We start from the raw sequence: 17,516 nt of genomic DNA on the forward strand, positions 1-17,516 counted from the left end.
TCCTTATTGCGAGTGCGAAAAATCAGTTGGCAGCGGTGTTTTGGCCCAGCAGTGCCTGTTTCAGGGATTCCTGCGCCGGGGCCGGCCCCAGCCAGACCTTCAGAAGCGCGGCGGCAAAGCGCGGGTCGGAGACTTCGCCCAAGGTCTTGCCTTTGAATGATACCGATACCGTGCCCTGCTGGAAATCGATCCTCACCTGGTCGCCGGAAGCGCCTTCGCCACCGGTTTTCATAAAGGTCTCGAAGTGCCGGGTCGTGTCGGCCATGGCGGCCAGATCGGCCTCGGTATTATTGGCCTTCAGGCCCTCGTTCAGGGCGTCGGTCAGTGCCTTGCTGTTGATGTCGCGCAAGAGGGTCAGCTGCAATGTCTGCGGTTCCCGGCTGTCCAGGATGGTCTGCGCGTCGTGTGTGACCCGAGGGCGGTACAACGCGGCTACGTAGACATGGAAGACGAAGCGCTGGCGCAGCCCCGCGCCGTTGAGCACCAGCGTCTGCCCGGCCAGAGTCTGTTGTGCGGGAACGTCCACGGTCGCCACCGTCACGGCCCGCGCTGCGGGGGTGGCGCACAGGCCGGCTGCTGCCAGCGCGATTCCTGCCAGCCAGGTCCGTACTCCGCGAGCAGCGAGGCGGGCGGCGGTCGCATGCGTGTTACGGCTGCCAGGGGTGGGGATGAATGGCTTCGTCATGCGATGTCTCCTGCCGCGCTGCTGCGCAGCTTGTGATGTTTGTACCAGGCCTTGTCAGCCAGATAGAGGGTGCGCTGCACCTCGGTGTGCACGGTGCCGTCCGGTCCCTTCAACAGCACCGGGTAGCTGCGTTCGGTCTCATGGTCGCGGTCCAGCGCGGCGCGGATGTCTTGCAGTTCCTCGTCCGATAGCCGAAAATCCGCCGTCAGCGCGTGGAAGGCGGGCTTGCGATAGCGGATGGTGGCCGCCTTGTCCCAGACGATCACGTCGGGGCCCAGGCGGGCCATCAGCATGCCGGCATGCACGCCGTCTGTGACGGCGAACAGGGATCCGCCGTAGATCGAACCGACCACGTTGCGCGTGCGTCGCGTCAGCGCCAGGCGCACACGGATGTGCAGCAGGTCCGGGGCGACGTACACCACCCGGCCCCCCGTCGCGCGGAAGGCCGGGTGCAGGTTGAAGCCCATGCGCAGGGCGCGCGCCTGCCACTGGCGCGGCAGGCGGGACAGCTGAGACAGCTTCAATTAGAAGCGGTGCGAGAACTGCACGCCGATGATGTCCGCGCTGCTCTTGTAGTCGCCCTTCAGCACGCCGGCCGTCGCTTCAGCCGAGTGATTATTGACGGAAGTGCTCTTCACGAACAGGTGGGCGTAGCCGACGTCGATGGCGGTGTTTTTGCTGAAGTTGTACTTCGCGCCCAGCGAAACCCAGTAGCGGTCGTTGTCGGGCAACGCGGACGGGCGGTAGGCGTCGCTTCGCACCGGCGACTGGTCCCAGGCCACGCCGCCCTTGAAGGTCCAGGACTCGCTGTACTTGTAGTTCGCGCCCAGGGACACGCGCCAGGCGTCCTTGAAGCGCAGGTCCAGTTCCGCGTCCGGGATGCCGCTGTTCTGGATCTTCAGTTCCGGGATGCTGCTCCAGCCCGTCCAGGCCACGTCGCCCAGCAGGGTCCAGCGATCATTCAGCTGGTGGACCACGCTGAAGATCGCGGAGTCGGGCAGTTCGATGGAAGCTTCGGCGTCGTGGGTGCCGATGACGCCCAGGGCCGAGAGGCCCGCTGCCGCAGCGGCATTGAGAGACCGGTTGCTGACTTTGGTCGTGCCGTCCGCGTCGATCTTGACCTTGGATCGATAGGACAGGCCAAAGCGCGTGTCCGGCGTGGCCTGCCACAGGATGCCGGCGTTCCAGCCCCAGGCGTCGCCCTTGGCCTTGACGCGGGCTTCCATGTCACCGGTTCCAAGCAGGCCGGCCGCGGGATGCACGACGGCTGCATACTGTGCCTTCCGGTAGTCCGCATCCAGCTGCATCCAGTTCAGCCCTACGCCGATGGACAGCGTGTCGGTAGCCTTGAAGGCGATGGATGGATTGATGTTGATGCTTTCGATGGAGAATTTCTCTGAGTGATAGCGGCCGGCCCAGCCTTTCTCGTAGTCGGTCATCAGGCCAAAGGGCGCGCCCACGCTCAGGCCCAGCCACCAGCGAGGATTCACTTCCCAGGTGAAGTGGGCATTGGGGACGACGCCCCAGGTGCCGGCGTTGCCGCCGTCGCCACCGCCGGCTGCCCGGCCGCCCAGCGGCCCCAGCGGCTTGCCACCGAATGTGGTCGGGCCGGTGCTGCCTCCATCCGAGAATTCGAAATTCGGCTTGATCCCGACCACGCCGGCGCTGACGTTCATGCCCGGCAGCAAGGTGATGCTGGCAGGGTTGAAATAGTTGGCGCTGGCGTTTTCGCCAATGGCGGCCGAACCCGCGTAGGCGTTGCCGATGCCGCTGGCGTTCTGTTCCAGCAGCTGAAACCCCGCGCCGTAGGCGGTGCCGACAGCGCCCAGGCCGATGATCAGGGCTGACAAGGTCTTGATGGAGTGTTGCAATGTCATGGTGTTGTCTCCAAGGATGTTAAGGTCCATCTGCTGAAATTCAGGCGTGCAGAACCCCGTGCCGTGCCGGAGGGCATTGCATGCAGGATGTTTTTGGACGTGCAAATCCCCGCGCTGCGCTCAAGAGCACAGCGTCAAGGGCACTTCAGAGGAAAGCCGGGATCAGGCCGGCGTCAGGTCGGGGTCATTCATCGTCTGGTTTCATGGAAGCCCCCTAAAGCGGTGAAGAGGTGTCGCATCCGTCCGTCGCCCCCGCGACGCGTCCGGTCAGCGACCGATCCCGTCCAGCCTGCAGGCCGGACTGGGGCAATGACTGGGCGGGCAGCGGCGCGCGCAGGCCGCCCAGTAGAAAAGCCATCAGGCGATCGAGCAGCACGTCGGCATCCAGGCTGGTGTCGCCGTGCAGATTCATCACCTGGCTGGAACTATCGGCGCCCATGATGGCGTAGGCCGTGGCTCCCAGCATGAAATGGAAGCGCCAGACGATCTCGGCTTCGGGCACTCCGGGCACCGAAGCCAGCAGGGCGCGCGTGAAGCGATGGGCCACCGCCGAGCGTTCGGCCTCGAACAGGGCGTTGATCGCGCCGTTGGGGTCCGACAGGTTGCTGCTTTGCAGTGGCATGAAGGCGCGGCGTTCCGCCCCGGCGCTGCAGGCATGGCGAACCAGGGGGCCGAAATAGGCTTCCACGATGGCCGAGGGCTTCAGCGGCTGGCCTGCGGCCTGGCCCTCCAGGGCGTCCAGGATGCGCAGGCGCTCATCGTTCAGGGCATCCAGCCGACGTTGGAAGACGGCTTCGATCAGGGCGTCTTTCGAGCCGAAGTGATAATTGACGGCCGATAGGTTGACCTCTGCCGCCTTGGTGATCTGGCGCATGGAGGTCTTGTCATGCCCTTGCTCGGCGAACAGATGTTCGGCAGCGTCGAGAATGGCATCGCGGGTGAGGGTCGATCGGGAGATGGTCATGTGTAGTTCAAACGTTTGTTTTAAAACTATACACAAGCCGCCCGGAAACGGTATCCGTGTTACCCCCTAGATGACCGTCGATGCGTCAGGGCGAGCTGTGCGCTTCTTGGGGTTTTGCAGCGCAAAGGATACACTTTCAGGATTCGTGACAACTAGTGATAAAGGACGCGTGATGGCATCCGTGCGACAGCTGCTGGTGATTTCCTCTTTGGTAATTGCCTGCATTCTGATCGGCATGCTGGCGGTGGGCACCCGGCTGATGGATAGGCAGCTGGACGGTCAACTGCAAAGCGATGGCGAGAATGCCGCCGCCACCCTGGCGTTGCTGGTCAGTGCCCAGCCCGATCGGGCTGCGCGGGTGCGCGTCCTGGAAGCCGCATTCCAGCAGGGGCGGTTTGCGGACCTGTCCCTGCAGGCGGCTGACGGGGTCGGGGTGTTTCAGGCGCGCCGCGTAACGTCCGCTGCCGCGAATGCCCCTGGCTGGTTTGGCGCCTGGAGCAATATCCAGCCCCACCAGGCGCAACGACAGATCGAGGGGGCGGGGCAGCTGCGCCTGGCCCTGGACCCTGCGCCCGCGCGCGACGCCCTGTGGGCGCATGTCATCCAATGGCTGTGGCTGGCCCTGGGGATCGCCGCCTTCTGGGCGCTGTTCCTGGCGGCCCTGTTGTCGCGGTTGCGACGTGTCATGCTGGATGCGCCCGCGCCGGAGGCGCCCGAAATCAAGGTCAAGCAAACGGGCCCGGTCGAGAATGCCGAATTGCTGGATGAGGTCCGCGAGCGGGTGCCGCCCTCTATGGACGAGCAGATGGCGCGCATCGAACAGCTCGAAATCGAGCTCAACCGGGACCCGGTCACCGGACTGGCCAATCGCGCCTACTTCCTGAATGAACTCAAGCGGGTGCTGCGCGACGATTCGCGCCAGGGCGCGGTCAGTGGCTACGTCCTGCTGGTGCGCCAGCGCGACATGGCCCGTTTGCAGAACCAGAGCGATCGCCAGGAAATCGACGACTGGCTGCGTCTGCTGGGCGGGCGGCTGGTCGAGGTTCTGGCAGATTACCCGCAGGCGCATGCCCTGCCGGCCCGACTGAACGGTGCGGACTTCGCCATTCTGTTTCCGGTGGGGGGCGGCCCCGAGGTCATGCGCCCCATCCAGCGGCTGCATGAACTGTTCGAGACGCTGCGGGTAAAGCTCGACAGCCAGAATCTGTCGCGCTGGGCGTTCGCCTTGACCGACTACACTGCCCAATGCACGCCCAAAGAAGTCCTGACGCGCCTGGATCTGGCCTTGATGTGCGCAGAAAGCGCGGGCCACGCCGAAGTCGAGTTCCTGTCGCATGCCGATCGCGAGACCGGCGAACTGCGCATGGGCGAAGCCTCGTGGCGCACGCTGATTTCCCAGGCCCTGGACCATGACCGCCTGTCCCTGGAAGTGCGCGCTGTCCAATACGAGGGCGACGACGTCACGGATCGTCATGAGGCGTCCCTCAGTCTGCAGGAAGACGACGGCGACCAGCCGCCGCTCTCGGGCTATCTGTTCATGCCGGCGGCTGCGCGGCTGGGCCTGTCGTCCGATTGCGACATGCGCGCCCTGGCCCTGGCGCTGGGCTGGCTGGGCGAGCATCCCGGCGTTCTCGTCGTGCGCATGTCCATGTCCTCGATCCTGGACACCCAGTACCTGGACGAAGTCCGCCGCATCTGCGCCTACGCGGATCCCGAATTGCTGCGGCGGGTGGTGGTGGAACTCGACGCGTATGGCCTGAGTCGTCACCTGGATGCCTTCAAGGCCTTTGCCAGCGGCCTGATCGACACGGGGGTTTCCGTCGGCTTGCGCGGGCTGGACCAGCAGCCCGACGCCTTGCGCAAGATCCACGAGGTCGATTTCGCCTATGTGAAGCTGGGTGGTGCCTTTGTCCGCGAACTGCTGTCCAGCCCGGGCGGCGTGCAGATGATGGTGGCGGTCACGGAGACCGCAATCGGCATGGGCATGCGCGTCTATGTGGATGACGCCGACGACGAGGCTACCCGCCGCATGGTGGTCGAATATGGGGCCTTGCCCCGGGCGCGATGACGCGCACAACCATCAATTGCTAAAAACACTTGTCTTTGCCAAGCGATTGTGTCTATAATGGCCGTCTTGGCCTATTTGCCAGGCGCGTTATGCGAGACATCGGGTGCTTCCCAGGGGTCTTGGCATGCCGCCAGGTCCTGGCCGAGATTGGTAATCTCGTTTATGTGCGAAATCATTTTGCACAAACAGGAATTTCGACCCAGAGCCCGCGCGCAGCAAGGTGCGTCGGCTTGACGGGACCAAAACTGGCTGCGTTGTCCGGGGTGCATGCTCTGGGCATCGTTGTTAAGTTGGAACAGGAAAAATCATGATCCAAATGCAGACCACGCTGGACGTGGCCGACAACACAGGTGCGCGTTCCGTGATGTGCATCAAGGTGTTGGGCGGCTCGAAGCGCCGCTATGCCGCCATTGGCGATGTCATCAAGGTGTCCGTCAAGGAAGCAGCACCTCGCGGGCGCGTGAAAAAAGGCGAAATCTACAACGCCGTGGTGGTGCGTACCGCCAAGGGCGTGCGCCGCAAAGACGGTTCCCTGATCCGCTTCGGCGGCAATGCGGCCGTGTTGCTCAATGCGAAACTCGAACCCATCGGCACGCGCATCTTCGGACCGGTCACACGTGAACTGCGTACCGAAAAGTTCATGAAGATCGTGTCCCTGGCGCCCGAAGTGCTGTAAGGAGCAGATCATGCAAAACATTCGTAAAGGCGACGAAGTCATTGTGCTGACCGGCCGCGATCGCAGCCGCCGCGGCACCGTGGTGGCCCGTGTCGATGACGACCACGTGCTGGTCGAGGGCATCAACGTCGTGAAGAAGCACGCCAAGGGCAACCCCATGGCGGGCACGCCCGGCGGCATCGTCGACAAGACCCTGCCCATCCACATCTCGAACGTGGCGATCTTCAACCCCGAAACCGGCAAGGGCGACCGTGTCGGCGTCAAGGTCGTGGACGGAGCCAAGGTCCGCATTTTCCGTTCCAACGGCGCTGTCGTTGGCGCGAAGGCATAAGGGGCGCATCAAATGGCTCGTTTACAAGATTTCTACCGCTCCAAGGTCGCTGCCGACCTGAAGGAAAAGTTCGGCTACCAGTCGATCATGCAGGTGCCGCGCATCACCAAGATCACCCTGAACATGGGTGTGTCCGAAGCGGTTTCCGACAAAAAGATCATCGAAAACGCCGTCGGCGACATGACCAAGATCTCCGGTCAGAAACCTGTCGTCACGAAGACCCGCAAGGCCATCGCCGGCTTCAAGATTCGTGAAGACTACCCGATCGGCTGCATGGTCACGCTGCGCGGCCAGCGCATGTATGAATTCCTGGATCGTCTGATCTCCGTCGCCCTGCCGCGCGTGCGCGACTTCCGTGGTGTGTCGGGCCGTGCTTTCGACGGTCGTGGCAACTACAACATCGGGGTGAAGGAACAGATCATCTTCCCGGAAATCGAATACGACAAGATCGATGCCGTGCGCGGGATGAACATCAGCATCACCACCACCGCAAAGACCGACGAGGAAGCCAAGGCGCTCTTGAGCGCATTCAGCTTCCCCTTCCGCAACTAAGGGGCTGACGTGGCAAAACTTTCCCTCATCAATCGCGACATCAAGCGCGCCAAGCTGGCTGAAAAATTCGCAGCGAAGCGCACCGCACTGAAGGCAATCATCGCCGATCAGTCCAAATCTGACGAAGAACGCTATCAAGCTCGCCTGGCCCTGCAACAACTGCCGCGCAACGCCAACCCCACCCGCCAGCGTAATCGCTGCGTGGTGACGGGTCGTCCTCGCGGCGTGTTCAGCAAGTTCGGGCTGACGCGCCACAAACTGCGTGAAATGGCCATGCGCGGCGAAGTGCCGGGCATGACCAAGGCCAGCTGGTAGGAGAATCACACATGAGCATGAGCGATCCCATCGCCGATATGCTGACCCGCGTGCGCAATGCGCAGATGGTCAACAAGACGTCGGTTTCCATGCCCTCCTCCAAGCTGAAGGCGGCCATTGCCGCCGTGCTGAAGGACGAAGGCTACATCGAGGATTTCCGGATCGGCGGCGAACAAGCCAAGCCGGTGCTGGAAATCACCCTGAAATACTATGCCGGCCGTCCGGTGATCGAGCGCATCGACCGCGTCTCGCGTCCCGGCCTGCGCATCTACAAGAGCAGCGCCACCATTCCCCAGGTCATGAATGGCCTGGGCGTGGCGATCGTTTCTACCCCGCGTGGCGTCATGACGGACCGCAAGGCCCGCGCCACCGGTGTAGGCGGCGAAGTGCTCTGCTACGTGGCATAAGGAGGTATCACACTATGTCACGTATCGCCAAGTATCCCGTTGCGCTGCCGAAGGGCGTCGAAGCCACGATCAGCGCCGGTCAGATCGTCGTCAAGGGCCCGCTGGGCACCCTGAACCAAACGCTGGACGGCAACGTCCGCGTTTCCCAGGAAGACGGCCAGCTGACGTTTGCCGTTGCCAACGATTCCCGTCAGGCCAATGCGATGTCCGGCACCGTGCGTGCGCTGGTCAACAACATGGTCACTGGCGTCAGCCAGGGCTTCGAGCGCCGTCTGACCCTCGTGGGCGTGGGTTTCCGCGCTCAGATTCAGGGCAGTGTGCTGAAGCTGCAGTTGGGTTTCTCGCACGATGTGCTGCACGATATCCCCAACGGGATCAAGATCGAATGCCCGTCCCAGACCGAAATCGTGGTCAAGGGCGCCGACAAGCAGGTCGTCGGTCAGGTGGCTGCCGAAATCCGCGCTTATCGCGAACCCGAACCCTATAAGGGCAAGGGCGTGCGTTATGCGGACGAACGCGTCATCCTGAAGGAAACCAAGAAGAAATAAGCACGCAGGCAAGGACGAATCATGGACAAGAAACTCTCCCGTTTGCGTCGTGCTGCGGCTACCCGCCGCAAGATTCACGAACTGCGCGTGCATCGCCTGGCGGTGCATCGCACGAATCTGCACATCTACGCCAACATCATTTCGCCGGAAGGCGACCGCGTGCTCGTCAGCGCCTCGACGCTCGAGCCCGAGGTCCGCAAGGAACTCGCCAGCCAGAAGGCCAACGGGGGCAACGCCGCCGCCGCCAGCCTGGTCGGCAAGCGCGTGGCCGAGAAGGCCAAGGCTGCCGGCATCGAACTCGTCGCCTTCGACCGTTCGGGCTTCCGTTACCATGGCCGCGTCAAGGCGCTGGCCGAAGCCGCGCGTGAAGCCGGCTTGAAGTTCTAAGGGAATCACATGGCTAAAGCACAAGGCAAGCACGCCGCCGAGCAGGAACGCGACGACGGCATGCGCGAAAAGATGATTGCGGTCAACCGCGTCAGCAAGGTCGTCAAAGGTGGTCGCACCATGAGCTTCGCAGCACTGACCGTGGTCGGTGATGGCGATGGCCGCATCGGCATGGGCAAGGGCAAGGCCCGCGAAGTGCCGGTGGCGGTTCAAAAGGCCATGGAACAGGCCCGTCGCGGTCTGCTCAAGGTCGCTCTGAAAAACGGCACGCTGCACCACACCGTGGTCGGCAAGCACGGCGCTTCCACCGTCCTGATCTCGCCGGCCGCTGAAGGTACCGGCGTGATCGCCGGCGGCCCGATGCGCGCGATCTTCGAAGTCATGGGTGTGCGTAACGTCGTGGCCAAGAGCCTCGGCTCCAGCAACCCCTACAACATGGTGCGCGCCACGCTGAATGGTCTGCGCGCCTGCTCCACCCCGTCGGAAATTGCTGCCAAGCGCGGCAAGACCGTCGAAGAAATCCTGGGGTAAGACATGGCACAGAAGCAAATCAAAGTCACGCTCGTGCGCTCCGTGATCGGCACTCATAAGTCTCACCGCGCCACGGTGCGCGGTCTGGGGCTGGGCAAGGTCAACAGCAGCCGCGTCCTGATCGATACTCCCGAGGTGCGTGGGATGATCCGCAAGGTGGATTATCTGGTCACGGTCTCGGAAGCCTGAACAAAGGAATTCAGATGTCCGTTACTCAACTGAATACGATCGCGCCTGCCGAAGGCGCCAAGCGCCCGCGCCGCCGCGTAGGCCGTGGCATCGGCTCCGGCCTGGGCAAGACCGGTGGCCGTGGCCACAAGGGTCAAAAATCCCGTGCCGGTGGTTTCCACAAGGTCGGTTTCGAAGGCGGTCAGATGCCGCTGCAGCGTCGTCTGCCCAAGCGTGGCTTCACCCCGCTGGATCGTCACCTGAAGGCCGAGATCCGCCTGTCCGACCTGCAAGCGCTGCCCATCGATGAAGTCGATGTGCAGGTGCTCAAGGCTGCTGGCCTGGTCGGCGAGCTGGTGCGTTACGTCAAGGTCATCAAGACTGGTGAGATCAGCCGCAAGGTCGCCCTGAAGGGCATCAATGCGACGGCCGGCGCCCGCGCCGCGATCGAAGCCGCCGGCGGTTCGCTGGCTTAAGGGGCAGCAGTGGCGAAAGCTCAGGCACATAAGCCCAGCGCAGGATACGGCGACCTCAAGCGCCGCATCCTGTTTCTCGTGCTGGCCCTGATCGTCTATCGCATGGGGACGCACGTTCCCGTGCCGGGCATCAATCCGGATGCGCTGGCGGACCTGTTCCAGCAGAACCAGGGCGGTATCCTGGGCCTGTTCAACATGTTCTCCGGCGGGGCGCTGGAACGGTTTTCCGTGCTGGCCCTGGGGATCATGCCGTACATTTCGGCAGCCATCATCATGCAGCTGCTGGCCGTGGTCGTGCCGACCCTGGAGGCCATCAAGAAAGAAGGCCAATCCGGGCAACGCAAGATCACCCAGTACACGCGCTATGGCACCGTGTTCCTGGCCCTTTTCCAGGCGGTGGGGATTTCCGTCGCACTGGAATCGCAGCCAGGCCTGGTGATCGATCCGGGGCTGCTGTTCCGCTTCACGACCATCGTGACGCTGGTGACGGGGGCCATGTTCCTGATGTGGCTGGGCGAGCAGATCACTGAACGGGGTCTGGGCAACGGTATTTCGCTGCTGATTTTCGCCGGGATCGTGGCAGGCCTGCCGGGTGCGCTGGGCGGCATGCTGGATCTGGTCCGTACGGATTCGATGTCGGTGCTGTCGGTGCTGTTCATCCTGGCCCTGGTGGTCGCTGTCACGTACTTCGTGGTCTATGTGGAACGCGGTCAGCGTCGCATTACCGTGAACTACGCCAAGCGCCAGGTCGGCAACAAGCTCTATGGCGGCCAGTCCTCGCACCTGCCGCTGAAGCTGAACATGTCCGGGGTGATTCCGCCGATCTTTGCATCGTCCATCATCCTACTGCCGGCCACCGTGACCAGCTGGTTCTCCAGCAACCCGAACATGCGCTGGCTGGGCGACCTGGCAGCTGCCTTGTCGCCGCGTCAGCCCTTGTATGTGACGCTGTATTCTGGCTTGATCATTTTCTTCTGTTTCTTCTACACGGCGCTGGTGTTCAATAGCCGCGAGACAGCAGATAACCTGAAAAAGAGCGGCGCTTTTGTTCCCGGGATCCGTCCTGGCGACCAGACGGCTCGTTACATCGATAAGATCCTGATGCGTCTGACGCTGTCCGGAGCCATCTATGTCACGCTGGTCTGTCTGTTGCCCGAACTGATGCAGATGCGCTGGAATGTGCCGTTCTATTTTGGTGGCACTTCGCTACTGATTATTGTCGTCGTCGCCATGGATTTCATGGCCCAGGCGCAAGCCTACATGATGTCCCAACAGTATGATTCGTTGCTCCGGAAGGCGAACTTCAAGGGCGCGGGTCTTCCGATGCGCTAAAAATCATGTCCAAGGACGACGTCATTCAGATGCAAGGGGAGGTTGTGGAAAACCTTCCCAACGCAACGTTTCGTGTCAAGCTGGAAAATGGCCACATGGTGCTGGGCCACATTTCAGGCAAGATGCGTATGCACTATATCCGGATCCTTCCGGGTGACAAGGTCACAGTGGAGCTCACGCCCTATGACCTGTCGCGCGCCAGGATAGTTTTCCGCTCCAAATAGGCGGCCGGTCAAAAACCAGGAGAATCCCATGAAGGTAATGGCATCGGTAAAGCGGATCTGCCGCAACTGCAAAATCATCAAACGTCACGGCGTGGTGCGCGTCATCTGCACCGACCCGCGTCACAAGCAACGCCAAGGCTAAGGCCGGGCATCACGGATTTCACGAGGAACAGTCATGGCCCGTATTGCTGGCATCAATATTCCGCCGCACCAACACGCCGAGATCGGTCTGACCGCCATCTTCGGCATCGGCCGCACCCGCGCCCGCAAGATTTGCGAAGCGACCGGCATCGAGTACTCGAAGAAGATCAAGGATCTGACCGACGAGGAACTGGAAAAGATCCGTGAACAGATCAACGGCTACACGATCGAAGGCGACCTGCGCCGCGAAGTGCAGCTGTCGATCAAGCGTCTGATCGACCTGGGCACGTATCGTGGCATGCGCCACAAGCGTGGCCTGCCGGTGCGTGGTCAGCGTACCCGCACGAATGCGCGTACCCGCAAGGGCCCGCGTCGCGCAGCAGCGTCCCTGAAGAAATAAATAGGAATCAACATGGCCAAAGCACAAGCCGGCGCCTCGCGCGTCCGCAAGAAAGTCAAGAAGAACGTGTCGGACGGGATTGCTCACGTTCACGCGTCTTTCAACAACACCATCATCACCATCACCGACCGCCAGGGCAATGCTCTGTCGTGGGCGACGTCGGGCGGCGCAGGCTTCAAGGGTTCGCGTAAATCGACCCCGTTTGCAGCTCAGGTCGCCGCCGAGTCCGCCGGCCGCGTGGCCCAGGAATACGGGATCAAGACCCTGGAAGTTCGCATCAAGGGCCCCGGCCCCGGCCGCGAATCCTCGGTGCGTGCGTTGAATGCTCTGGGGATCAAGATCTCCAGCATTTCCGACATCACGCCGGTGCCGCACAACGGCTGCCGTCCGCCCAAGCGTCGTCGTATCTAAGGGGAACATCTTGGCTCGTTATACCGGACCCAAATGCAAGCTTTCGCGTCGCGAAGGCACCGACCTGTTCCTGAAGAGCGCTCGTCGCTCGCTGGACTCCAAGTGCAAGCTCGAATCCAAGCCCGGCCAGCATGGCCGTACCTCGGGTTCCCGCACCTCCGACTTCGGTCTGCAGCTGCGTGAAAAGCAAAAGCTCAAGCGCATGTACGGCGTGCTGGAAAAGCAGTTCCGCCGCTACTTCCAGGAAGCCGAGCGCCGTCGCGGCAACACCGGCGAAACCCTGATCCAGCTGCTCGAATCGCGCCTGGACAACGTGGTCTACCGCATGGGCTTTGGCTCGACGCGCGCCGAAGCGCGGCAGCTGGTCAATCACCGCGCCATCGAACTGAACGGCCACACTGCCGACATCGCTTCGATCCTGGTCAAGGCCGGCGACGTGATCTCGATTCGTGAAAAGGCCAAGAGCCAGATCCGCATCAAGGAATCCCTGGACCTGGCGACCGGCAACGGCCTGCCCCAGTGGGTGGAAGTCGATGCAGGCAAGCTGGCGGGCGTGTTCAAGCAGGCCCCGGATCGCGCCGACGTCGCCCACGACGTCAACGAATCCATGGTCGTGGAACTGTATTCTCGTTGATCGATTCGGGTGGCGTCGCGCCACCGCGCGGCATCCGGTCTCTGCCTGGATGCCGCCAATCAGCCCACGCTCTGGCATCTGCCCGAGGTGGGCTGTAGTCTTGTTCCGGCCTCGCCGCCGGTTCTTCATGTCCGTCAGCCTTATCGGTGTAACGAGCCGAGGGTATTGAAAAGGAAGGCATATGTCCGCACAAGGTTTTCTCAAGCCCCGCACCATTACCGTGGAAGCGCTGGGTGTCAATCACGCCAAAGTCGTCATGGAACCGTTCGAACGGGGCTATGGCCACACGCTGGGCAACGCCCTGCGCCGCATCCTGCTGTCGTCCATGACAGGCTACGCGCCGACTGAAGTTCAGATCAGCGGGGTCGTGCATGAATATTCCACGATCGCCGGCGTGCGCGAAGACGTCGTGGACATCCTGCTGAATCTGAAAGGCGTGGTGTTCAAGCTGCACAATCGCGAAGAAGTCACGCTGCAACTGAACAAGCAGGGCCCGGGCGAGGTCCGCGCTCGCGACATCGAGCTGCCGCACGATGTGGAAATCATCAATCCCGATCACCTGATCGCCACGCTGACCGACAATGGCCGCATCGAGATGCAGGTCAAGGTCGAGCAGGGTCGCGGCTATGTGCCGGGCAACGTGCGCGCGCTGACCGATGATCGTTCGGCCACGATCGGCCAGATCGTGCTGGATGCCTCTTTCAGCCCGGTGCGACGCGTCAGCTATGCGGTGGAAAACGCTCGCGTGGAACAGCGTACCGACCTGGACAAGCTGGTGCTGGACGTTCTGACCAACGGTGTCATCAGCCCCGAAGAAGCCGTGCGCCAATCGGCCCGCATCCTGATGGATCAGGTGTCGGTCTTCGTGTCCCTGGCGGACAAGGACGCTGGCCAACTGACCACCAGCCTGCCGGTGGGCGGCCAGTCCGCGCCGATCGACCCGGTGCTGTTGCGTCCGGTGGACGACCTGGAACTGACCGTGCGTTCGGCCAACTGCCTGAAGGCCGAAAATATCTACTACATCGGCGATCTGATCCAGCGCACCGAGAACGAACTGCTGAAGACCCCGAACCTGGGCCGCAAGTCGCTCAACGAAATCAAGGAAGTCCTGGCCGCACGCGGTCTGACCCTGGGCATGAAGCTGGAAAACTGGCCCCCCGTCGGGCTGGAGCGCCCGTAAGCAAACCGGTATGGGGACGCGGGGCCACCGTTTCTCCATGCTAAAATCTTGCGCCTGCCCGAATTTCTGGCAGGCGCATTCAACCCACCCGGGCCGCGCCCTGTGCGATAGAAGATCCGGGTTTTAGATTCAACAAGGAAATCATCATGCGTCATCGTAGCGGTCTTCGCAAACTGAACCGTACCAGCAGTCACCGTCTGGCCATGTTTCGCAACATGGCCGTGTCCCTGCTGACCCACGAAGCCATCAAGACGACTCTGCCCAAGGCCAAGGAATTGCGCCGTGTGGTCGAGCCCCTGATCACCCTGGGCAAGAACCCCACGCTGGCCAATCGCCGCCTGGCCTTTGCCCGCCTGCGTGATCGCGACGCTGTCACCAAGCTCTTCAACGACATCGGACCGCGCTTTGCTGCTCGCAACGGCGGCTACACCCGGGTGCTGAAGATGGGCTTTCGCCAAGGCGACAATGCCCCCATGGCCTACATGGAACTGGTGGATCGTCCCGAAGCCGACGCCGCCGCTGAATAAGGCCAACGCCAGGGTGGATACCTGATTCGCCTGCATGGCCCGCCGCATTCCCAAGGCCCGAAGCGCTTGCTTCGGGCCTTTTTGCATATTTTTCTGCGTGTAAAATCAAAGGGTTTTGTCCATTGGGATTTACCATGTCAATTCCGGAACATCCGTCCGGGACGGCAGACGTCCCGCCCGAAGCACCATCCTTCGGAGGGTTGCGGCGCCAGGATGGCGCGCCGACGGACTCGGTCGTGGTGCTGTCGACGGCCCCCGACGTGCTGCTGGCCAAGCGGATCGCTCATGTACTGGTCGAAGAATCCCTGGTGGCGTGCGCCCAGGTCGGCAGCGCGATGACTTCCATGTACCTGTGGCAGGGCAACCTGGAAGGCTGCGAGGAAATCCCGCTCAGCTTCAAGACCACGGCGGCCGTCCTGCCGGCCCTGCATCGGCGCCTGTGCGAACTGCACCCCTACGAGGTGCCTGAATTCCTGGTCATGGGCGTGCCAGCCGGCAGCGTGACATACCTGGATTGGGTGGCTCAGAGTGTCGCCGCGCCTCCTGACCCTGCGCTTCGCTGATGTCCCGCAGCCGGCCGTTGCCGGGCCTGCTCTGAGAGAGATGGTTTTATGAAGAAGTTCCTGTCCCTGTTGCTGATGAGCCTGATGGTGCTGGGTGTGATCGGCAAGGCCTGGGCCGCCGATGATTTCCTGGATCCCGAAAAGGCGTTCATCGCCTCGGTCGCCACGCCCGATCCCCTGACGCTGGACGTGCATTATGCGATTGCACCGGGCTACTACATGTACCAGGAACGCTTCGAGGTCCGCATCGAGGACGCTCAGGGGCAGTTGCTGTTGTACCGGCAGTCCACCTTGACGCCGCCGGGCGAGGAAACACGGCAGCCGGCCTGGACACAACCCCTGCTGCTGCCCAAGGGCCAGGTGAAGCACGACCCCACCTTCGAGCGCGACATGGAAGTCTTCCATCGCGGTGTCACCCTGCGCGCGCCTCTGAAAGCCGGTGCGGCTACGCCTTTGCAGGTGACAGTGACGGGCCAGGGATGCGCCGATGAGGGCCTGTGCTATCCGCCCATGACAATGCAGTTCACCTTGGTGGCCCAGGGCGGAGGCTATCAGGCCCAGGGGCCGCTGGTGCGCGCCCAGGTGCCTGCGCCGCAGGACGAAGGCGTCGCGCCCGTCGCGCGAGCCCCGGGGGATCGCGCGTCAGGTCCGGGCCTGGCCTTGGCCCTGCCGGCGGGCTCTGCCGGATCGGCCCGGTCGACTGCCTCAGGCGCCCCGGATGCATCCTGGCTGGATCTGGGCGATGTCGGCATGGCGGCCTGGCTGCATCAGGCGCCCTTGTGGCAGATCCTGGGCCTGAGCCTGCTGTTTGGAATCCTGCTGTCCTTCACTCCCTGCGTGCTGCCCATGGTGCCGATCCTGCTGGCGATCATTGCCGGCCAGGACCAGCAGCCGATCAGCCGCAGCCGAGGGTTGTCCATGGCGGCCATCTACGTGCTGGGCATGTCCATCGTCTATACCGTCCTGGGCGTGGTGGCCGGCCTGGTGGGCGCAGGCCTGGCCGCCTGGCTGCAATCACCCTGGGTTCTGGGCTCTTTCGCCGTCCTGCTGGCATTGTTCGCGCTGGCCATGCTGGACGTCTTCACCCTGCAGGCGCCGGTGGGCCTGCAGTCGCGGATGCAGGGCTGGATGCAACGCCTGCCCGGCGGCCGGGTCGGCGGTGTGTTCCTGATGGGCATGATATCGGCCCTGATCGTGGGGCCTTGCGTGGCTGCCCCGCTGGCGGGGGTGTTGCTGTTCATTTCCCAGACGGGCGACGTCGTGATCGGCGGCTCGGCCCTGTTTGCCATGGCGTGGGGTGAAGGCCTGCTGCTGTTGCTGGTGGGCGCGGGGGCTGGCGCCCTGTTGCCGCGCGCCGGGGCCTGGATGATGCCATTGAAGGCTGCCTTTGGCCTGTTGCTGCTGGCGACCGCCTGGTGGATGGCGCAGCCGCTGCTGGCCGGGACGGTGGCCGTTACCGGCTGGATCTTGCTGGCGCTCTGGGCTGCTCTGGTGCTTTGGCATGCGACCAGCGGGCGGTCGATGGCGCAGGGTGATGCGCCGCCTGCGGCAGGCCCCTTGCGGCTGCTGACCCGGGCGCTGGCCCTGATGCTGGCGTTGTGGGGGCTGGCACAGGGCGCCGGCCTGCTGGCGGGTGGTCAGGACATGTTGCGGCCGTTGGCGCCCTTCGCGGCCGGGTCCGGGTCCGGAGGCGTGGCTGTGCCCGGTCCTGACGCCATCCGTGCCCGCTTCACGCCCGTGACGTCTCTGGCTGATCTGGATGCCAAGCTGGCGGCGTCGGATCGGCCGGTGATGCTGGATTTCTATGCCGACTGGTGCGTGTCCTGCCTGGAGATGGAAAAGTTCACCTTCAGCGATCCACGCGTGGCCGCCCGCATGGGGCAGATGACACTGCTGCAGGCGGACGTTACCCGGATGACGGCCGATGACCGGGCGTTGCTGGCGCGGTTTGACCTGTTCGGGCCGCCCGGCATCCTGTTCTTTGACCGACAGGGTCAGTTGCTGACTGATGCGCGGGTCGTGGGATTCAAGAAAGCCGACGCCTTCCTGCCGGTGCAGGATCAGGTGCTGGGGACGCGGTAGATCTGCCTGGATCCGGCCGGCCACAGGCCGCGTCCGG

Annotated in this window: 25 protein-coding genes; 21 read left to right on the top strand and 4 right to left on the bottom strand. The window is 63.1% G+C overall.

Annotation, left to right across the window (positions count from 1 at the left end):
* Nucleotides 1–22: 22 nt before the first annotated feature.
* The 4 genes from VDP74_RS08055 to VDP74_RS08070 form a co-directional block, all read right to left on the bottom strand.
* Nucleotides 23–685 (bottom strand): chalcone isomerase family protein, encoded by a 663-nt coding sequence (locus VDP74_RS08055; protein ID WP_322999116.1) that lies wholly within the window; start codon nt 683–685, stop codon nt 23–25.
* Nucleotides 682–1,209, bottom strand: a complete 528-nt coding sequence (locus tag VDP74_RS08060) for a DUF4442 domain-containing protein (protein ID WP_322999117.1) — start codon at nt 1,207–1,209, stop codon at nt 682–684. The genes VDP74_RS08055 and VDP74_RS08060 overlap by 4 nt, the downstream gene beginning before the upstream one ends.
* Nucleotides 1,210–2,562, bottom strand: coding sequence for an OmpP1/FadL family transporter (locus VDP74_RS08065; protein ID WP_322999118.1), 1,353 nt, complete (start codon nt 2,560–2,562; stop codon nt 1,210–1,212).
* 214 nt (nt 2,563–2,776) lie between these two features.
* The gene (locus VDP74_RS08070; protein WP_322999119.1) at nt 2,777–3,526 is read right to left on the bottom strand and encodes a TetR/AcrR family transcriptional regulator; all 750 of its coding nucleotides are present in this window, start codon (nt 3,524–3,526) and stop codon (nt 2,777–2,779) included.
* A gap of 172 nt (nt 3,527–3,698) precedes the next feature.
* Between VDP74_RS08070 and VDP74_RS08075 the strand changes: the two genes are divergently transcribed.
* The 21 genes from VDP74_RS08075 (at nt 3,699) to dsbD (ending at nt 17,479) form a co-directional block, all read left to right on the top strand.
* Nucleotides 3,699–5,594 (top strand): EAL domain-containing protein, encoded by a 1,896-nt coding sequence (locus VDP74_RS08075; RefSeq protein ID WP_322999120.1) that lies wholly within the window; start codon nt 3,699–3,701, stop codon nt 5,592–5,594.
* A gap of 307 nt (nt 5,595–5,901) precedes the next feature.
* Nucleotides 5,902–6,270: a 50S ribosomal protein L14 gene (gene rplN, locus VDP74_RS08080; protein WP_043678954.1), complete on the top strand. Its 369-nt coding sequence runs from the start codon at nt 5,902–5,904 to the stop codon at nt 6,268–6,270.
* A 10-nt stretch (nt 6,271–6,280) separates the two neighbouring features.
* Complete coding sequence (gene rplX / locus VDP74_RS08085) at nt 6,281–6,601, top strand: 50S ribosomal protein L24 (RefSeq protein WP_322999121.1); 321 nt, start codon at nt 6,281–6,283, stop codon at nt 6,599–6,601.
* A 12-nt stretch (nt 6,602–6,613) separates the two neighbouring features.
* The gene (rplE, locus tag VDP74_RS08090) at nt 6,614–7,153 is read left to right on the top strand and encodes a 50S ribosomal protein L5 (RefSeq protein WP_322999122.1); all 540 of its coding nucleotides are present in this window, start codon (nt 6,614–6,616) and stop codon (nt 7,151–7,153) included.
* Nucleotides 7,154–7,162: 9 nt separating this feature from the next.
* A complete protein-coding gene (rpsN, locus tag VDP74_RS08095; RefSeq protein ID WP_298014721.1) occupies nt 7,163–7,468 on the top strand; it encodes a 30S ribosomal protein S14 in 306 nt (101 codons plus the stop codon).
* Between the two features lie 11 nt (nt 7,469–7,479).
* The gene (gene rpsH / locus VDP74_RS08100; RefSeq protein WP_322999123.1) at nt 7,480–7,875 is read left to right on the top strand and encodes a 30S ribosomal protein S8; all 396 of its coding nucleotides are present in this window, start codon (nt 7,480–7,482) and stop codon (nt 7,873–7,875) included.
* A 14-nt stretch (nt 7,876–7,889) separates the two neighbouring features.
* On the top strand, nt 7,890–8,423 hold the full coding sequence (gene rplF / locus VDP74_RS08105) for a 50S ribosomal protein L6 (RefSeq protein WP_322999124.1): 534 nt from the start codon (nt 7,890–7,892) through the stop codon (nt 8,421–8,423).
* Between the two features lie 21 nt (nt 8,424–8,444).
* Nucleotides 8,445–8,810 (top strand): 50S ribosomal protein L18, encoded by a 366-nt coding sequence (gene rplR / locus VDP74_RS08110; RefSeq protein WP_322999125.1) that lies wholly within the window; start codon nt 8,445–8,447, stop codon nt 8,808–8,810.
* Nucleotides 8,811–8,819: 9 nt separating this feature from the next.
* On the top strand, nt 8,820–9,341 hold the full coding sequence (gene rpsE, locus VDP74_RS08115; protein WP_298014715.1) for a 30S ribosomal protein S5: 522 nt from the start codon (nt 8,820–8,822) through the stop codon (nt 9,339–9,341).
* A gap of 3 nt (nt 9,342–9,344) precedes the next feature.
* Nucleotides 9,345–9,530 carry a 50S ribosomal protein L30 gene (gene rpmD, locus VDP74_RS08120; protein WP_066454712.1) on the top strand — a complete coding sequence of 62 codons (186 nt, stop codon included), beginning with the start codon at nt 9,345–9,347 and terminating at the stop codon, nt 9,528–9,530.
* 14 nt (nt 9,531–9,544) lie between these two features.
* Complete coding sequence (gene rplO / locus VDP74_RS08125) at nt 9,545–9,985, top strand: 50S ribosomal protein L15 (RefSeq protein ID WP_322999126.1); 441 nt, start codon at nt 9,545–9,547, stop codon at nt 9,983–9,985.
* A gap of 9 nt (nt 9,986–9,994) precedes the next feature.
* Nucleotides 9,995–11,317: a preprotein translocase subunit SecY gene (gene secY / locus VDP74_RS08130; protein ID WP_322999127.1), complete on the top strand. Its 1,323-nt coding sequence runs from the start codon at nt 9,995–9,997 to the stop codon at nt 11,315–11,317.
* A 5-nt stretch (nt 11,318–11,322) separates the two neighbouring features.
* Nucleotides 11,323–11,541: a translation initiation factor IF-1 gene (gene infA / locus VDP74_RS08135; protein WP_298014710.1), complete on the top strand. Its 219-nt coding sequence runs from the start codon at nt 11,323–11,325 to the stop codon at nt 11,539–11,541.
* A 28-nt stretch (nt 11,542–11,569) separates the two neighbouring features.
* Nucleotides 11,570–11,683, top strand: coding sequence for a 50S ribosomal protein L36 (gene rpmJ, locus VDP74_RS08140; RefSeq protein WP_003805360.1), 114 nt, complete (start codon nt 11,570–11,572; stop codon nt 11,681–11,683).
* Between the two features lie 33 nt (nt 11,684–11,716).
* Complete coding sequence (gene rpsM / locus VDP74_RS08145) at nt 11,717–12,082, top strand: 30S ribosomal protein S13 (protein ID WP_043678921.1); 366 nt, start codon at nt 11,717–11,719, stop codon at nt 12,080–12,082.
* A 12-nt stretch (nt 12,083–12,094) separates the two neighbouring features.
* Nucleotides 12,095–12,493 (top strand): 30S ribosomal protein S11, encoded by a 399-nt coding sequence (rpsK, locus tag VDP74_RS08150; RefSeq protein ID WP_298014659.1) that lies wholly within the window; start codon nt 12,095–12,097, stop codon nt 12,491–12,493.
* A 10-nt stretch (nt 12,494–12,503) separates the two neighbouring features.
* Nucleotides 12,504–13,127, top strand: a complete 624-nt coding sequence (rpsD, locus tag VDP74_RS08155; protein ID WP_322999128.1) for a 30S ribosomal protein S4 — start codon at nt 12,504–12,506, stop codon at nt 13,125–13,127.
* A gap of 181 nt (nt 13,128–13,308) precedes the next feature.
* On the top strand, nt 13,309–14,307 hold the full coding sequence (locus VDP74_RS08160; RefSeq protein WP_322999129.1) for a DNA-directed RNA polymerase subunit alpha: 999 nt from the start codon (nt 13,309–13,311) through the stop codon (nt 14,305–14,307).
* 146 nt (nt 14,308–14,453) lie between these two features.
* Nucleotides 14,454–14,834 carry a 50S ribosomal protein L17 gene (rplQ, locus tag VDP74_RS08165; RefSeq protein WP_322999130.1) on the top strand — a complete coding sequence of 127 codons (381 nt, stop codon included), beginning with the start codon at nt 14,454–14,456 and terminating at the stop codon, nt 14,832–14,834.
* 134 nt (nt 14,835–14,968) lie between these two features.
* The gene (gene cutA, locus VDP74_RS08170) at nt 14,969–15,397 is read left to right on the top strand and encodes a divalent-cation tolerance protein CutA (RefSeq protein ID WP_416232956.1); all 429 of its coding nucleotides are present in this window, start codon (nt 14,969–14,971) and stop codon (nt 15,395–15,397) included.
* Nucleotides 15,398–15,445: 48 nt separating this feature from the next.
* Nucleotides 15,446–17,479 (top strand): protein-disulfide reductase DsbD, encoded by a 2,034-nt coding sequence (dsbD, locus tag VDP74_RS08175; protein WP_322999131.1) that lies wholly within the window; start codon nt 15,446–15,448, stop codon nt 17,477–17,479.
* Nucleotides 17,480–17,516: the final 37 nt, after the last annotated feature.

The organism is Castellaniella sp. (assembly GCF_034674885.1).
Lineage (GTDB): Bacteria > Pseudomonadota > Gammaproteobacteria > Burkholderiales > Burkholderiaceae_B > Castellaniella.

What these genes read in the sequence shown, in the direction of transcription:
- VDP74_RS08055 (WP_322999116.1), bottom strand. Translation starts at nt 685, where the DNA reads ATGACGAAGCCATTCATCCCCACCCCTGGCAGCCGTAACACGCATGCG.
- VDP74_RS08065 (WP_322999118.1), bottom strand. Translation starts at nt 2,562, where the DNA reads ATGACATTGCAACACTCCATCAAGACCTTGTCAGCCCTGATCATCGGC.
- VDP74_RS08070 (WP_322999119.1), bottom strand. Translation starts at nt 3,526, where the DNA reads ATGACCATCTCCCGATCGACCCTCACCCGCGATGCCATTCTCGACGCT.
- VDP74_RS08075 (WP_322999120.1), top strand. Translation starts at nt 3,699, where the DNA reads ATGGCATCCGTGCGACAGCTGCTGGTGATTTCCTCTTTGGTAATTGCC.
- rplN (WP_043678954.1), top strand. Translation starts at nt 5,902, where the DNA reads ATGATCCAAATGCAGACCACGCTGGACGTGGCCGACAACACAGGTGCG.
- rplX (WP_322999121.1), top strand. Translation starts at nt 6,281, where the DNA reads ATGCAAAACATTCGTAAAGGCGACGAAGTCATTGTGCTGACCGGCCGC.
- rplE (WP_322999122.1), top strand. Translation starts at nt 6,614, where the DNA reads ATGGCTCGTTTACAAGATTTCTACCGCTCCAAGGTCGCTGCCGACCTG.
- rpsH (WP_322999123.1), top strand. Translation starts at nt 7,480, where the DNA reads ATGAGCATGAGCGATCCCATCGCCGATATGCTGACCCGCGTGCGCAAT.
- rplF (WP_322999124.1), top strand. Translation starts at nt 7,890, where the DNA reads ATGTCACGTATCGCCAAGTATCCCGTTGCGCTGCCGAAGGGCGTCGAA.
- rplR (WP_322999125.1), top strand. Translation starts at nt 8,445, where the DNA reads ATGGACAAGAAACTCTCCCGTTTGCGTCGTGCTGCGGCTACCCGCCGC.
- rpsE (WP_298014715.1), top strand. Translation starts at nt 8,820, where the DNA reads ATGGCTAAAGCACAAGGCAAGCACGCCGCCGAGCAGGAACGCGACGAC.
- rpmD (WP_066454712.1), top strand. Translation starts at nt 9,345, where the DNA reads ATGGCACAGAAGCAAATCAAAGTCACGCTCGTGCGCTCCGTGATCGGC.
- rplO (WP_322999126.1), top strand. Translation starts at nt 9,545, where the DNA reads ATGTCCGTTACTCAACTGAATACGATCGCGCCTGCCGAAGGCGCCAAG.
- infA (WP_298014710.1), top strand. Translation starts at nt 11,323, where the DNA reads ATGTCCAAGGACGACGTCATTCAGATGCAAGGGGAGGTTGTGGAAAAC.
- rpmJ (WP_003805360.1), top strand. Translation starts at nt 11,570, where the DNA reads ATGAAGGTAATGGCATCGGTAAAGCGGATCTGCCGCAACTGCAAAATC.
- rpsM (WP_043678921.1), top strand. Translation starts at nt 11,717, where the DNA reads ATGGCCCGTATTGCTGGCATCAATATTCCGCCGCACCAACACGCCGAG.
- rpsK (WP_298014659.1), top strand. Translation starts at nt 12,095, where the DNA reads ATGGCCAAAGCACAAGCCGGCGCCTCGCGCGTCCGCAAGAAAGTCAAG.
- VDP74_RS08160 (WP_322999129.1), top strand. Translation starts at nt 13,309, where the DNA reads ATGTCCGCACAAGGTTTTCTCAAGCCCCGCACCATTACCGTGGAAGCG.
- rplQ (WP_322999130.1), top strand. Translation starts at nt 14,454, where the DNA reads ATGCGTCATCGTAGCGGTCTTCGCAAACTGAACCGTACCAGCAGTCAC.
- cutA (WP_416232956.1), top strand. Translation starts at nt 14,969, where the DNA reads ATGTCAATTCCGGAACATCCGTCCGGGACGGCAGACGTCCCGCCCGAA.
- dsbD (WP_322999131.1), top strand. Translation starts at nt 15,446, where the DNA reads ATGAAGAAGTTCCTGTCCCTGTTGCTGATGAGCCTGATGGTGCTGGGT.